This is a genomic window from Acinetobacter sedimenti, assembly GCF_022601685.1.
Taxonomy (GTDB): Bacteria; Pseudomonadota; Gammaproteobacteria; order Pseudomonadales; family Moraxellaceae; genus Acinetobacter; species Acinetobacter sedimenti.
This window is the reverse complement of the sequence record NZ_JAKUML010000008.1, coordinates 60,237-74,854: the sequence shown is the minus strand read 5'-3', so window position 1 is coordinate 74,854 and position 14,618 is coordinate 60,237. Positions and strand designations below refer to the sequence as shown.

At 41.1% G+C, this 14,618-nt stretch carries 12 protein-coding genes and 1 tRNA gene; 3 read left to right on the top strand and 10 right to left on the bottom strand.

Features of this window, described 5'->3' with window-relative positions; translation table 11 throughout:
* Positions 1–52 precede the first annotated feature (52 nt).
* From MKI79_RS06500 to MKI79_RS06480, 5 genes are all read right to left on the bottom strand, one after another.
* Positions 53–1,081: a methionine synthase gene (locus MKI79_RS06500; RefSeq protein WP_241571232.1), complete on the bottom strand. Its 1,029-nt coding sequence runs from the start codon at positions 1,079–1,081 to the stop codon at positions 53–55.
* A 70-nt stretch (positions 1,082–1,151) separates the two neighbouring features.
* Positions 1,152–2,156 (bottom strand): DUF1852 domain-containing protein, encoded by a 1,005-nt coding sequence (locus tag MKI79_RS06495; RefSeq protein ID WP_241571231.1) that lies wholly within the window; start codon positions 2,154–2,156, stop codon positions 1,152–1,154.
* Positions 2,157–2,532: 376 nt separating this feature from the next.
* Entirely contained in the window at positions 2,533–2,865 is a 333-nt protein-coding gene (locus tag MKI79_RS06490; protein WP_241571230.1) for an SH2 domain-containing protein, read from the bottom strand.
* Positions 2,866–3,058: 193 nt separating this feature from the next.
* Positions 3,059–3,148, bottom strand: a tRNA-Ser gene (locus tag MKI79_RS06485).
* Between the two features lie 135 nt (positions 3,149–3,283).
* A complete protein-coding gene (locus MKI79_RS06480) occupies positions 3,284–5,314 on the bottom strand; it encodes an NADPH-dependent 2,4-dienoyl-CoA reductase (RefSeq protein ID WP_241571229.1) in 2,031 nt (676 codons plus the stop codon).
* Between the two features lie 602 nt (positions 5,315–5,916).
* Here MKI79_RS06480 and MKI79_RS06475 point away from each other — a divergent pair.
* The 3 genes from MKI79_RS06475 (at position 5,917) to gcvH (ending at position 9,573) form a co-directional block, all read left to right on the top strand.
* Positions 5,917–7,797 (top strand): ABC transporter ATP-binding protein, encoded by a 1,881-nt coding sequence (locus MKI79_RS06475; RefSeq protein ID WP_241571228.1) that lies wholly within the window; start codon positions 5,917–5,919, stop codon positions 7,795–7,797.
* A 230-nt stretch (positions 7,798–8,027) separates the two neighbouring features.
* Positions 8,028–9,041 carry an AraC family transcriptional regulator gene (locus tag MKI79_RS06470; RefSeq protein WP_407651583.1) on the top strand — a complete coding sequence of 338 codons (1,014 nt, stop codon included), beginning with the start codon at positions 8,028–8,030 and terminating at the stop codon, positions 9,039–9,041.
* A gap of 157 nt (positions 9,042–9,198) precedes the next feature.
* Entirely contained in the window at positions 9,199–9,573 is a 375-nt protein-coding gene (gene gcvH, locus MKI79_RS06465; RefSeq protein WP_241571227.1) for a glycine cleavage system protein GcvH, read from the top strand.
* Between the two features lie 216 nt (positions 9,574–9,789).
* On the opposite strand, the gene MKI79_RS06460 is transcribed toward gcvH, so the two are convergent.
* The 5 genes from MKI79_RS06460 to MKI79_RS06440 form a co-directional block, all read right to left on the bottom strand.
* Positions 9,790–10,614 (bottom strand): Rossmann-like and DUF2520 domain-containing protein, encoded by an 825-nt coding sequence (locus tag MKI79_RS06460; RefSeq protein WP_241571226.1) that lies wholly within the window; start codon positions 10,612–10,614, stop codon positions 9,790–9,792.
* Between the two features lie 80 nt (positions 10,615–10,694).
* Positions 10,695–11,738 carry an alpha/beta hydrolase gene (locus MKI79_RS06455; RefSeq protein WP_241571225.1) on the bottom strand — a complete coding sequence of 348 codons (1,044 nt, stop codon included), beginning with the start codon at positions 11,736–11,738 and terminating at the stop codon, positions 10,695–10,697.
* Between the two features lie 2 nt (positions 11,739–11,740).
* Positions 11,741–12,892 carry a YdcF family protein gene (locus MKI79_RS06450; protein WP_241571224.1) on the bottom strand — a complete coding sequence of 384 codons (1,152 nt, stop codon included), beginning with the start codon at positions 12,890–12,892 and terminating at the stop codon, positions 11,741–11,743.
* Positions 12,893–12,935: 43 nt separating this feature from the next.
* Positions 12,936–14,006 (bottom strand): UDP-N-acetylmuramate dehydrogenase, encoded by a 1,071-nt coding sequence (gene murB / locus MKI79_RS06445; protein ID WP_407651581.1) that lies wholly within the window; start codon positions 14,004–14,006, stop codon positions 12,936–12,938.
* Between the two features lie 54 nt (positions 14,007–14,060).
* Positions 14,061–14,600: a low molecular weight protein-tyrosine-phosphatase gene (locus tag MKI79_RS06440; RefSeq protein WP_241571223.1), complete on the bottom strand. Its 540-nt coding sequence runs from the start codon at positions 14,598–14,600 to the stop codon at positions 14,061–14,063.
* Positions 14,601–14,618 lie beyond the last annotated feature (18 nt).

The following is a 14,618-nucleotide window of genomic DNA, read 5'->3' as shown; positions in this document are numbered from 1 at the left end:
TCACGTACACAATTTACGACTCAAGCCCCCTTTGAAAAGAGGGCTAAGATAATTAACCCAAAAGCTCTTTGCGAATAATTTCCGCACCTGCACTGAGTGCATTCAGCTTGCCTCTTGCCACGGCACGTGGAAGTGGCGCCATACCACAGTTGGTTGATGGATAGAGTTTATCCGCATCAACGAATTGCAATGCTTTGCGTAAGGTATCAGCGACTTGTTCTGACGTTTCAATGATGTTGGTTGCTACGTCGATCGCACCGACCATGACTTTTTTCCCACGGATCAATTCGATCAAATCCATTGGCACACGTGAGTTTTGACATTCCAAAGATACGATGTCGATTTTCGATTGTTGTAACTTTGGAAAGGCTTCTTCATATTGACGCCATTCATTACCCAATGTTTTTTTCCAATCTGTATTTGCTTTGATGCCGTAGCCGTAGCAAATATGCACTGCGGTTTCACACTTCAATCCTTCGATGGCTCGCTCAAGTGTAGCCACACCCCAATCATTCACTTCATCAAAAAACACATTAAATGCAGGCTCATCGAACTGGATAATATCCACCCCTGCTGCTTCGAGTTCTTTGGCTTCTTCATTGAGAATTTTGGCAAATTCCCATGCCAGTTTTTCACGGCTTTTGTAGTGCGCATCATATAGCGTATCAATCATAGTCATTGGACCAGGAAGCGCCCATTTGATCGGTTGCGACGTTTGCTGACGTAAGTATTTTGCATCTTCAACAAAGACCGATTTTGGACGTGATACCGCACTGACCACGGTCGGCACACTGGCGTCATAGCGATTGCGAATACGCACCGTTTCACGCTTTTCAAAATCTACACCATCGAGGTGCTCAATAAAGGTGGTGACAAAGTGCTGACGGGTTTGCTCACCATCACTGACAATATCAATGCCTGCTTGGACTTGCTCATGTAAAGACAAACTTAGCGCATCTTGCTTTGCTTCGATTAACTCATCGCCTTGTGGCTTCCACGGTGACCAAAGTTTTTCAGGTTCTGCCAACCAAGATGGTTTCGGCAAACTGCCTGCGGTTGAAGTTGGTAATAAAATGCTCATATTTAATCTTCTATCTCTATGTTCTGTGTTGTATTGCAAAGTGCTATTTCAATATTTAGTTTCAGATCAATTAGACCGCAACCTGATCGACCTTGTAGTTCGTCGCCCATCGTTCAAGGATGTCTTGATACGGTTTAATAAAATGCGCTTCCGTCCATTTACCTTGTTCAATCGCCAAGCGACCACGCTCTTCACGATCATAGACAATACGTGTCAACGAATAATCTTGATGCTTCAAACTTGGCTTAAAGCAAAGTCCTGCCACAGAATTGGCATTGTAGATTTCAGGACGATAGATCTTTTGGAAGGTTTCCATCGTGCTAATCGTACCGATCAACTCCAATTCACTATAATCACTCAGCAGATCGCCACTGTGATAAAAAGCAAGCGGTGACACACTATCTCTCGGCATAAAGTAGCGCACCTTTAAACCCATTTTTGCAAAATATTCATCGGTCAAAGAATATTCATCCTGCTGATATTCCACACCTAATACAGGATGCACATTAGCGGTACGATGATAAGTTTTGGTATTTGAAACACTCAAGCAAATCACTGGCGATTTACTAAAGTTCGCTGCATATACATCTGAATGCACAAAAGATTTAAAAATTTTGCCATGAAGCTCACCATAGTTTTCAGGCAGACTAAACTGCGCTTGATTTTGATTGTGCGCAGGCAACAACACGCTAAAATCATAATCACGTACATAAGATGAAAAATTATTCCCCACGATACCTTCGATACGTTGATTTTTCTGACGATCAATAATCGTGGTTTGCAAGATTTCAATGGTTGGGAAAGTGTCACCTTTGCCTTCTACATCAATATCCACAGAGATAATATCTAGCTCGATAGCGTAGCGATCTGCGTCCGGATTGTCACAATGCGCTAAAGCATTGAAACGGTTATTCATCATCTGAATGGTGTTACGCAAGTTTTCTTGGCGACTTTCACCTCGTGCGAGATTGGCAAAGTTCGTGGTGATCCGTGTATTGTCCGAAGGACGATAGTCCTCATCAAAGCGGATGCGTTTGATCGAAAAGGTAAATTCTTGGCTAGGTTTATGAGTCATGATGATGTAGCCCCTTGAGAGATAAAAAGCGTATTAATCTATGACGCTATTTATACCGAAAAGCCAACATGAATGAAACCGACTTAATTTCACAAAAAGATGAAATAAATTCATGTTATGAAAGTTACAAGTCAAATTGCCAAAAATTTAGGAACGACTAGATTTCACTTAAATGATGATGTAGAGGGTTGTATAGTAGGGAGAACAATAAAGTTTTAGGCAATAAAAAAGCCTCTATAAAAAATATATTTTCTAAGACTTCATCTGAGAAAGATTATTTCGAAACGGTGGAAGTCGGCATCAAAATAATCAAGCACTGAGCATATATCACAAGCAAACATAGATTCTTGAACACACTCAATGAGAATCCAAATATTCATCTATAGTTATGTATAATTTCCTCTTCCCCAACACCTAATCTAAATCTCTCTGCATTGTGGTAACCCCAAAACTCAAATACGCTGAAATATGCTGGACCTATACCCATAGAAATAACTGAAAGTAACATTTCTCTATCTTCAGTTATCCTATATTCAAATACATGTTTTCTATCTAGTAACCATCTGACAAAATACCCTGGATACCCATCATTTTCATCTTTTGTGTACCTACGTTCAAATACAGCATAAACTCGATTTAAAGAATCATAATATTTAGAAATAATATTATTAAGCTCCCATAAGTTTTGATGTTCACTGTTTAGCGACACAATAGAGCCCTCCACTCATTCCGACTACCCTACACCTATTATCATAAAAATGGTCATTATCTCGCTCCATCTCTTTTCAGAATGGAATGCCAAACGATCGACGACCTGATTTTATCAAATCTCTTTTGCACTTCATTTGATAATTTAAGCAATAAAAAAAGCCTTTGCAATATATACAAAGGCTTTTCAAATTTGGCGGAAGCGGTGAGATTCGAACTCACGGAGGACTCACACCCTCGTCGGTTTTCAAGACCGGTGCATTAAACCGCTCTGCCACGCTTCCATGTGCGCAAGGATACAAAGCATTGATGCTTTATACAAGTGAATTTCTAGACTTTTCTACGTTTAAACCATTGACTGCATAATCCGTAAACAATATACCGTCTAATGTTTTTAAAACTTCTTCTTTCAATTGCTTTTAAATCTTTGCAGCCACTTCAGCGCCGTCACGAATCGCACGCTTTGCGTCGAGCTCGGCCGCAAGTTTTGCACCGCCAATGATGTGATACTTAGCAAGATGCTTTTCACCCTCTTGAGGATAGAGCGCCTTGACAGACTCTTGCCCTGCACAAACCACAATCGTATCGACACGAAGTAATTGCTCGACGCCATTCGCTTCAATCCACAGCCCTTCATCAGTCACAGCTTTATATTGTACGCCACGCATCATTTTTACATTATGCTTTTTCAGTTGTGCACGGTGTACCCAACCTGATGTTTTGCCTAAACCAATCCCTAGCGGTGTAGTTTTACGTTGTAGCAAGAAAATCTCACGGATTGGCGTTTCAACCTCAGCACGAACCAAACCACCTTCCGAATCATAGTTTGCATGTGGATCAACGCCCCACTCTTTACGCCACTCATCGAGTGGTTGCGGTTGTGGTTGATGCGGTGGTTTAAGCAAATATTCACTGACATCAAAGCCAATCCCACCTGCACCAATCACTGCAACACGATTACCGACTTTTGCGCCTTTTAGGACTTCGGCATAAGACAATACTTTTGGTGAATCAGCACCGTCGATTTTCAGCTGACGTGGTACAACACCAGTTGCCACGATCACTTCTTCAAAACCTTCACGTTCAAGTTGTTCACGATTGATTTGGGTATTCAGTCGGACATCGACACCTGTTTTTTCCAATTGCACTTTGAAATAACGAATGGTTTCGTGGAATTCTTCTTTACCCGGAACGACTTTTGCCAAGTTAAATTGACCACCAATATCACTATTCGCTTCAAACAAAGTCACTTGATGTCCACGCTGTGCAGCAACAGTTGCCGCAGACATGCCTGCGACACCACCACCGACCACAGCAACACGTTTTGGTTTCTTAGTTTTGATATAGACCAATTCTGTTTCGTGACACGCTTGTGGATTGACTAGACAAGATGCACGTTTATTTTGGAAAGTATGGTCTAAGCAGGCTTGGTTACAGGCGATACAAGTATTGATCTCATTAACACGATTTTCTGCGGTTTTGTTCACCCAATACGGATCAGCTAAGAATGGTCGAGCCATTTGAATCATATCCGCTTGCCCATCTGCCAAGATTTGCTCAGCAGTTTCAGGCATATTGATACGATTCGATGCAATCACAGGGATGGATACGTGTTGTTTTACTTCCGCCGTAACATTAACAAAAGCTGCACGAGGTACTGAGGTGACAATCGTTGGAATACGTGCTTCATGCCACCCGATACCAGTATTCAGCAAAGTCACACCTGCTTGTTCAAGCGCTTTGGCAACGATGATCACTTCTTCCATCGTGTTACCATCTTGAACCAAATCAATCATCGACAGACGGAAGCAGATAATAAACTTCTCACCGACTTTGGCACGGATTGCTTTAACTAACTCCACCGCAAAACGCATACGCCCTTCGATGTCACCGCCCCAACGATCATCACGTTGATTGACATGACGGCTAAGGAACTGGTTAATCAAATAACCTTCTGAGCCCATGATTTCTACGCCATCATAGCCAGATTTCTTAGCAAGATTGGCACAACGGGCATAATCATCAATGGTACTAAGAATTTGCCTATCGCTGAGTCCACGTGGCTTAAATGGTGAAATTGGCGATTTAATCGGACTGGATGACACCACAAACGGCTGATAACCATAACGCCCTGAGTGCAGAATTTGCATCAAAATCTTTGCGCCATGCTTATGCACTGCATGCGTTACGATACGATGATTGATCACATCACCCCATGTGTTCATCGTACCACCCGCAGGCAGCAACCAACCTTGACGGTTTGGCGAGATACCACCTGTGATAATCAGCCCTACACCACCTTTAGCACGTTCTGCAAAATATGCTGCTAGCTTTGGATAATTATAAAAACGATCTTCCAAACCGCTGTGCATTGAACCCATCACAGTACGGTTACGAATCGTGGTAAAGCCCAAATCCAAAGGCTGTAAAACGTGTTGATAGCTAGTCATGGGTGAATTCCTACTTTGGCTGTCGTGTTGGTGTTGTCGTATTCGGGCTGTCTACTCAGCTGTCCTGCTTTGCTTTTTGCTTAGCTGATTTAGTTACCTGCCGTTTTCATCATCAAGATTGAAAAAAGCAGTGTAATCTAAATTGATCAATTTAAATACGTTGAACATAAAGCAATTCAAACGGATAAAAATCAGCAAATTTACATTTATGCACTTTGTTGCATAGATTATATAATAATTTAAGTATTTTGCGTGGTCAAGTGAATGGCATTAGCGACGACGTACGGTGTCAACTTGGCAAGCACGCTTAGTTTTGCAGTTGAAATATGCCGATAACATCAGAATTTATGTGATAAAAACAGCAATCTACGATGATTTTGCGCTAAAATAAGCAAGAATTTTACAAACTCAAAATTTAGCGCATTCCAAATACATCCAAGATTTAGAATCGCTCGAATATATGCTCTCCTGTTACGCTACCCACGACTTAATTGCATCAAGGCTTTTTCAAACTTTATCCTTCTAAAACTGGATAATAGATTTGAATTTTGATTGAAAAGCCACATTAAGGTAGTGATCTCAAAAAATGATTTAGGTATTTTATGTTTGCTTGGTTTGAAAGACTGGTTAATCCCTACCCGACGGAAAATCTCAATACACCATTACCTAAGACATTTTTTGCTTTTGTCTGGCAGGCGACGAAAGGCGTTCGACCTTATTTATTACTACTTATTTTGTGTACAGCTGCAACCGCTGCTTTTGAAGTGGTCTTTTTTACCTATATCGGTAAATTGGTCGATTGGATCAGCCAAAGTTCACCTGAATCATTTCTTGCAGATCATCAGCAAAATTTAATGCTATTGGTTGCGGTTTTATTTGCCAATGTCTTTTTCGCCAGTTTTCAGTCGATCATCAAACACCAAGTTTTATTTAGTAATTTTCCAATGCGTATGCGTTGGCGTTTTCACAATTTGCTTTTGGGTCAAAGCTTAGACTTTTTCCATAATGATTTTGCAGGACGACTGTCGGCAAAAGTCATGCAGACTGCACTTGCGGTACGTGAGTTTTGGATAATCTTGGGCGATATGCTTGCCTACGTCCTGATTTACTTTATCAGTATCAATATCGTACTGGGTTCGATCTCGCCATTATTGGTTTTACCTCTGCTCATTTGGCTCGCTTTATTTGTACTGATTGCCAGTTATTTTATTCCACGTTTGGGGAAAGTGTCTGCCGAACAAGCCAATGCACGTGCCGAAATGACAGGTCGTATCACCGATGCCTATACCAATATTCAAACGGTAAAGCTCTTTGCTCATGCAGGTCGTGAGAGCATCTACGCCAAACGCTCAATGCAGGACTTTATGGTCACTGTGTATAAGCAAATGCGCTTGGGTGTGAAATATCAGATTTCCATCAACGTACTCAGTGCATTTCTATATATCAGTGTGATTGGCACATCGCTGTATCTTTGGATGAATGGTGAAGCTGCGCTTGGCGTGATTGCAGCGTCAACAGCGATGGTACTGAAACTCGATAGCTTGTCTGAATTTTTGATGTGGAACGTCACACAACTTTTTGAAAATGTCGGCACAATCCAAGACGGTATGCACACCATGGGCAAACCGATTGCGATTCAAGACAAGGCTGATGCCAAAACTTTAGCAGTTGATCATGGTCGCATTCAATTTAAAGATGTGAATTTTGCCTATACCGATCACAATGTCTTAGACCATTTCAACCTTGATATTAAAGCAGGTGAAAAAATTGGTATCGTTGGACGTTCAGGCGCAGGTAAATCAACACTGATTCAATTGTTATTGCATTTTTACCGTGTGAATGATGGGAAAGTTTTAATTGATGGACAAAACATCCAAGACGTGACGCAGGACAGCTTACGTAAAAATATTGCTTTAGTCACTCAAGACACATCCTTACTGCATCGTACTGTACTTGAAAACATCAAATATGGTCGTCCCGAAGCCACTGATGCCGAAGTGCAAGAAGCGCTTGCCAAAGCACAAGCCAGTGACTTTATCCCGCAGTTGGTCGATATGAAAGGTCGCAAAGGTTTAGATGCCTATGTCGGTGAACGTGGTGTGAAACTCTCAGGGGGTCAACGTCAGCGTATTGCCATTGCCCGTGTATTCTTAAAAGATGCACCAATTTTGATTTTGGATGAAGCAACCAGTGCACTAGATTCAGAAGTTGAAGCGGCGATTCAAGAAAGCTTGGAGCACTTAATGGAAGGTAAAACCGTGATTGCGATTGCACATCGACTGTCGACGATTGCCAAAATGGATCGCCTGATCGTACTGGATCAAGGGCGCATCATCGAGCAAGGTTCTCATGATGAACTGATTCATCAAAATGGGCTGTACGCACAGCTTTGGGCACGTCAGAGTGGTGGTTTTATTAATATGGATGCGCATCAAGAAGATGGCCAGATAACCGTCGATAAAAAGACTAACGCCTCGATTTAATTGCTAAGCTAAGTTACATAGCTGGTTGAATAGCTGAATGACATTTTTCACCCATTGATGTCGGCATTTCAGCTATTGAAATGCGAATCTTGTTGTTAGACAATTTTTAAGATTGGTAATATCGCTTCATGGCATGATGCCAAACGAATTAAAATTTAGCATCTGCTGCTAAGCGATTAAAAAATCATTTCGTCAAGATGGCGAAATGACTGTGTGATAAGGATATTGGCATGACGACAATGCACCAAGATCAAGGTATTCCAGGTGTATATGGCTTGTTATTACTCGATGTGGTTTCACGTTGGGGCTACAACGATACGGTATTTTTTGAGCCTTTCGGACTAACTAGCGAACAACTGGCACATCCCGATACACGTATGCCTGTTGAAGTCGCCAATGAACTAATCAAACGCGCTCATGCCTTGACTGGAGAGCCAAGTCTTGGCTTTCATCTCGGTACGCAGATGCGTATTTCCATTCATGGCTTTATTGGCTATGCCATCATGACCGCTGAAAATGCCACCGAAGCCTTAGTCCTTGCCTCTCGCTTTATTCAGCTACGTATGCCCTTTTTACAGCTGTATTTTTCTACTTTTACAGACAAAGCCACTATTGAGCTGAAGTGTAATATCGAACTACAACCACTTCGTAACGAAATTATCATGGCACTGACCATTGGCATTTTGACCATGGGACAAGCTTTGACAGGTCAAGAGTTGCGTGGTGAGATTGATTTTGATTTTGAGCAACCAGAAGGCTTTGAGCGTTATAAAAATTTAATCAATTCAACCTTTCGTTTTAATCAACCACATCTCTTGGCAAGCTTTGATAAAAACTATTTGGGCTTAAATATGGTGCACGCCGACCCAATCTCTAGCCAAGTGGCGATTAACCACTGCGAAACAGAGCTTTCTGCTCTGGGTGAACGCCGTCGTCTTTCCATGAAAGTGCGTGACATTTTGACTGAGCATGAACAACACCTCGGTATCGAAGCGGTCGCAGAAAAATTGTTTATGTCTGATCGGACATTAAAGCGCCAACTTGCCACCGAAGGGACATCATTCTCAACCATCGTTGATGAAGTACGCTATCGCCGTGCCACGGCGCTGTTGTCACGTACGGACTATAGTTTAGAACAGATTTCTGATGAGCTTGGATATTCGGATGTTGCGAATTTTAGCCGTGCATTTAAGCGCTGGAGTGGTCGTAGCCCCAGTAACTGGCGTAAAGATCCGTATTTATAATTGGTTGATCTGTAGCTGTATGAATTTTTCATTTAAATTGTGATCACCATTAAGCTTTATGATTTGCTTTTTTTGCCAAACACGGTATAACTCTGCTCTAAGCGACAACCAAACTTTTATTTGATTTATTTTTTTGATTAAAATTGAAGGGAACACTATGAATCACCCAGAAGATTTACGTTATGCAAGCACACATGAATGGGTTCGTATAGAGGGTGACATTGTCATTACAGGTATCAGCGATCATGCGCAAGATGCTTTGGGTGATTTGGTCTATGTAGAAGCGCCTGAAGTTGGCGATACTGTCACTGCAGGCGAGCAAGCAGGCATCGTTGAATCGGTCAAGACTGCATCGGATATTCATGCACCTGTGTCAGGTGAAGTGATCGAAGTCAATACTGCCCTCGAAGATGATCCTGAAATCGTCAATGAAGACCCATATGGCAAAGGTTGGATTTATAAGATCAAAGCAGACAATATTGCGGATGTTGAAGCTTTGCTAAGTAGTGCAGATTATGAGGCGGGATTGTAAATTCGTAGCTCCTAGACGAGTCTGATCGTTTCACGAGTAATAAAAAACACGTTGTCGAATAACAACGTGTTTTTTTTAATTTTAATTTCTAAAATATAAACTTACGCTTAATGGACAAAATTAATGATTTTTTATGGCAATTACTGGCTTAGTAAGCTTTTGTTTTCTTTGAGTTACTAGCCCGTGATATGACAGTGCATTTGTGAATTTAATAGACTAAAAAGGCTTTCCTGCTTGTTCGTGGCATTTTGTATTCGTACGAGCTCTAAAAGAAATTCCATCACTCATTAGCTGATACAGTTTTTGCCATCCCGTATTACTTTCTAACATGCTTTGATGCATCTTCAGTATATGCTGATCCTTGCGTACAGCTGGTCCTGTTTGGTTATCAATTGCCCTGCCATACTTTAACTTTTCTGCAGTAGCATCAATAAGTGGTAACAGCAAATCTACATCGACCTTTTTTTCATCTAAAATTTGCTGAGCAATGTCATAGCAATAATTACTGAAGTTACATGCAAATACTGCGGCTAAATGCAACGACAAACGTTGCGCTGAATCGTATTGATATACTTTCGGGCTAAAGATTTCAGCCAATACTTTTAATTTTCCCAAAGAATCAACTGATTTTGCTTCAATAAAAATCGGTGTGTTTTGCCAATCTATTTTTTGATCAAAACTAAATGTTTGCAATGGATAAAACACGCCTGAATTCAATCCAAAGTCAGTTAAAACTTGAAGTGCTGTACTTCCCGATGTATGTGCAACTAAGCCTTGATATTGGTTTTGGGAAAGTTGTTGAGCAATTTCTGTAATTGCTGAATCACTGACGCAAATCAAGACAATATCTGAATCGCAAATTTGCGCTAAATCATCAATACCTTTCGCATTGATTTGATTTGCAAAAGCCTGTGCTTTTTGCAAACTCCGATTAAAGACATTTTGAATTTCTTGATTTTGCTGATACAAATGGTGTGCAAGATGGGTTGCAACACGACCTGTTCCAATAATAGAAATTGTGAGTTGCTCTTGATCCGTCATTCTTTTCTCAAATCTTGTCAGCAAATTTTAACCACTTGGTTTAATAAGGCATTTTTTAATCAGTTCTTAATAATCAATTCTTAATAGTATTGCCGCTTATATTTGGCATGTAAAAATGCAGGGATTAAACCTGTTAGCGCAGCACGAATATCTTCACGCTCATTGATCAATTGATGTGAACCTTCCTCCAAGATCAATGAAGTTTGCAAACGAAATTTTCGACGAATAAATTCATGGTTATAACGCCAATCTACAGTTTGATCGAGCGCACCTTGCGCAAGCCACACTGGTATACGGCACGGTGGTCGGGCTTCCATCAAAGGCATCCATTTTGACAATGCCAATATCCAATCCATGCTCATTGCACGAGGTTGCAATGGGTCTTGTAATCGAACAAAACGCAGAAATTCAGGGTTATGATTATTGCGTTTAAACTTACGAGGCACTTGGCGTCGAATCCGTCGAACGATACCCAACCCAACCGAGTTGTGCCACCAAGAACTTTTTGCAGGGCGGATCAATGGGGATAATAACAATACACGATCCACTAAAGGTTGTTGTCGATTTTCGGCGTATTCCAATAAATGATGCATCCAAATCGCGCCACCTGTACTTTGTCCAATGCCATGCCACGGCTTAGGTAGGGATTTTGCGCCTTCAACGACTTCGGCAATACCGTGTAGCACTTTTTGATAATCATCAAAATCTTCTATACCCGCCACAGTCCCATTACTCAGTCCATGACCAGGTAAATCAAAAGCCAATACGCTAAAACCTTGCTCCAAAATTTCTTTAATAATTGGCTGATAAATCCCGCTGTGTTCAAGATAACCATGTACCAACCAGACAGAGCCTTTTACTTCAGCTTGTTCATCTTCAGCAAATTTTGGTTCATAAACTTGCACATGAATACGATATTGATCAACTTCAACCACACCTTGCCAATGATAGCTATTCAGTTGATCAAGTGCATAAAGCCGTTGATAGCCTTCAAGCATTGGGTTGAGCAAAGTTGGCTCTGATAAATCCAAATGATTCAGTGCTTTTGGCGTTTCGATTGGATCGGGAATTGGTAAATCAGTTGCGCTGAGTAACGCAGGATTCATAAATGGAATATTCGCCATAATTAAGGAATCTCTCGGCAGTTACTTTCACCAAACCATACATCACGCATGGTGGCAAGGATTTCATAGGTTGCACGGCGACTGTGCATTAGATTTTGTTTGCTTGGTTGCCACTCAGTCAACGTATTTGGTAATGGCGCAATCACAGGAATTGTCGCAATGCCATTGATCGCAAATAATCGCTTTGCTCTCGCCATATGATAAGCATCGGTCACTAAAAACACGGTCGGCGCACCACCTTGCTTTTGTAATAATAATGAGCTGAATCGGGTATTTTCACAGGTATTCATACTACGGTTTTCTAGGAATTGCGCATGAATCTGATGTTGTTCGAGCCACTTCTGCATATAAGGTGCTTCCACACCACTGAGAACAATCGGCAAATTGTGGCTTTGATAGACTTCCACAGCTTGTTCTAATCGCTTTTTGGTATACGCATTAACGACAATTTCACCTTTCTTCTTGCCACTAGTCAAGCCACCACCGAGAATCACGATAGCATGCGGTTGATGTGCAGGACGTTGAAAAATAAATGGTGCTCGAACTTGTGTGGCTTCAGACGAAGTGTTTTCAAGTTGAATTTTGGCAGAAGTATCCGTTAAAAATTGACGATACTGCTCAAACAATGGTTGATTTTCATCACTAATGACATCTTCAAACAAAGCTTCAATATCTATTTCTACTTCGCTATCGTCATCTACGCTATTTTCAATATTATTCGAAACGGAAGCCTGATTCTGATCTTGCTCTATATTGGCTTTCAACTCATTGTCAGAAAAAACTTGAAGTTGGTAGTCCAGTTCATCTTGTTTTTGCTCTGCAATCATTTTCAACAATAAGTTGTAGCGTTGCTGTATTTGCAAAAACTTGGACGCATCATTCTGATCTAAGCTTTGATTCACTTCGGCAAGATAAGCTTGTCGTGCGACCCATTCTTTCGAACCAGGCTCAAGCTCATTTTCAGCACTGAGCTGTCCGTTCTTTTGGCTTTCAGCTGCCACTGGATCAACTTCTTGACTAACAAAGCGATCCAACAGCCACAAGCCACTTTTGGCATAATATGGGCTATAAACAAAAGCAATAAGCAAAATGAGGATGACCGACAAACCAATCACCCAATACATCATACTTTTTAGCTTCGCTAGTTTTACCATAGATTCCTATTTATCGTGCTTCAAAAGGTTTCATGCAAATCGATCATTGATTATGTGCTTGGATTGTACCATCTTCACCCAATAATACGGGTTCAGGCTCAAGACGAATAGCAAATCTTTGATAGATATCGTGTTGAATGTGTTGATAAGTGTTCTTTACATCCTGTTGATCGGCGATTGCATAATTCACTAGAACCAATGCCTGACGCTCAAACATACCCACCGAACCAAGCCGTTTCCCCTTCCAACCTGCTTGCTCAATGAGCCAACCCGCTGCGACTTTGATCGATGTATCAACTTGATCTGCTAATTTATAATGTGGGGCATTCGGGTGCTTCTTAATAAACTCGGCAAACTGTGTTGCATCCAAAACTGGATTTTTAAAAAAACTGCCTGTATTTGGAAATTCTTTTGGATCAGGGAGTTTCGCTTGGCGAATCGCTACAATCGCATCAAATAATTTTTTTGGTGTTGGCGCATCACCAACTCGCTGCCCCACATCAGCATAATTTAGTTTCAGTTCTGCTTTTTTTAATAGTCGAAAACTGACCGCATAAACGATATATCGCCCTGCATTGCGTTTAAACAGACTATCTCGATAAGCAAATTGGCACTCATCTGCGTGGAAAATGACATGGCATTTTTGCACTAAGTCATAGGCAAAAATTTGTTCTATAAACTCGCCGACTTCAACGCCATAGGCGCCAATATTTTGAATCGGCGATGCGCCAACACAACCTGGAATCAATGCTAAATTTTCGAGTCCATGATAGCCATTTTCACAACACCACTTTACAAATTCGTGCCAATTTTCACCTGCCTGGACTTTGAGTAGCACTGTATTTTCATTATCTTCAACAATTTCTTTCCCCATGTTTTGCACATGCACAGTTAAGGTCTGCATCTGTGCAGGCAGCACAATATTACTACCTCCAGACAACACAAAGATGGATAATTTTTCTGTTTCGGCAAATTCAACAATCGCTTCGATTTGATCAATATCAGTCATTGCAAAGTAATGACTACTTTGCGACTGTAACGCCAGTGTATTGTGTGGGCTTAAATCAACATTGTGCTGTATGTTTAGATTGATGTTGTTGTGAGTAGCTGTCACGAATTTTCCAAATGATGTTCTATGAAGTTTGATGTCTGCAATACAAATCGTATATTAGCCGATATTTTGCGATTGCCAATATTGCACCCATGCCCGACTGCTCGACTCACACTGTGCAATCACTCGCTCAAATCCATCTTCACCACCGTAGTATGGATCGGGTAAAGATTGCTTTGGATAGCTTGCATCATGTTCACTCATCATCGCAACTTTTGAATTGACTTGATCTAATTGCGCTTTCAATTTCAAAATATCAGCATAATTCTCATGATCCATTGCCAAAATGAGATCAAAATCTTGAAAATCAGCCAATTGTAATTGTCTTGCCCGCAAACGACTTAAATCATAACCATGTGCAAGTGCATGACGTTGACTGCGTGAATCAGGTGCCTTGTTTGGATGATAATTGCTGGTGCCTGCCGAATCAACTTGTATATTTAATCCTGCACGCAAAGCCTGTTGTTGCAGTATCACCTCTGCGGTGGGTGAGCGACAAATATTGCCTAAACACACGCACAGCACTTTGAATGGCTGTGTTATTTGCGATGGTTGGTCTTGTCGTTTATTAAAGTTTTGATCTGCTGTGTTCGACATGAGAATCCAAGTTTTAGC

Coding starts and splice junctions, on each gene's coding strand:
- MKI79_RS06500 (WP_241571232.1), bottom strand. CDS start 1,081: ATGAGCATTTTATTACCAACTTCAACCGCAGGCAGTTTGCCGAAACCA.
- MKI79_RS06495 (WP_241571231.1), bottom strand. CDS start 2,156: ATGACTCATAAACCTAGCCAAGAATTTACCTTTTCGATCAAACGCATC.
- MKI79_RS06480 (WP_241571229.1), bottom strand. CDS start 5,314: ATGACTAGCTATCAACACGTTTTACAGCCTTTGGATTTGGGCTTTACC.
- MKI79_RS06475 (WP_241571228.1), top strand. CDS start 5,917: ATGTTTGCTTGGTTTGAAAGACTGGTTAATCCCTACCCGACGGAAAAT.
- MKI79_RS06470 (WP_407651583.1), top strand. CDS start 8,028: ATGACGACAATGCACCAAGATCAAGGTATTCCAGGTGTATATGGCTTG.
- gcvH (WP_241571227.1), top strand. CDS start 9,199: ATGAATCACCCAGAAGATTTACGTTATGCAAGCACACATGAATGGGTT.
- MKI79_RS06460 (WP_241571226.1), bottom strand. CDS start 10,614: ATGACGGATCAAGAGCAACTCACAATTTCTATTATTGGAACAGGTCGT.
- MKI79_RS06455 (WP_241571225.1), bottom strand. CDS start 11,738: ATGGCGAATATTCCATTTATGAATCCTGCGTTACTCAGCGCAACTGAT.
- MKI79_RS06450 (WP_241571224.1), bottom strand. CDS start 12,892: ATGGTAAAACTAGCGAAGCTAAAAAGTATGATGTATTGGGTGATTGGT.
- MKI79_RS06440 (WP_241571223.1), bottom strand. CDS start 14,600: ATGTCGAACACAGCAGATCAAAACTTTAATAAACGACAAGACCAACCA.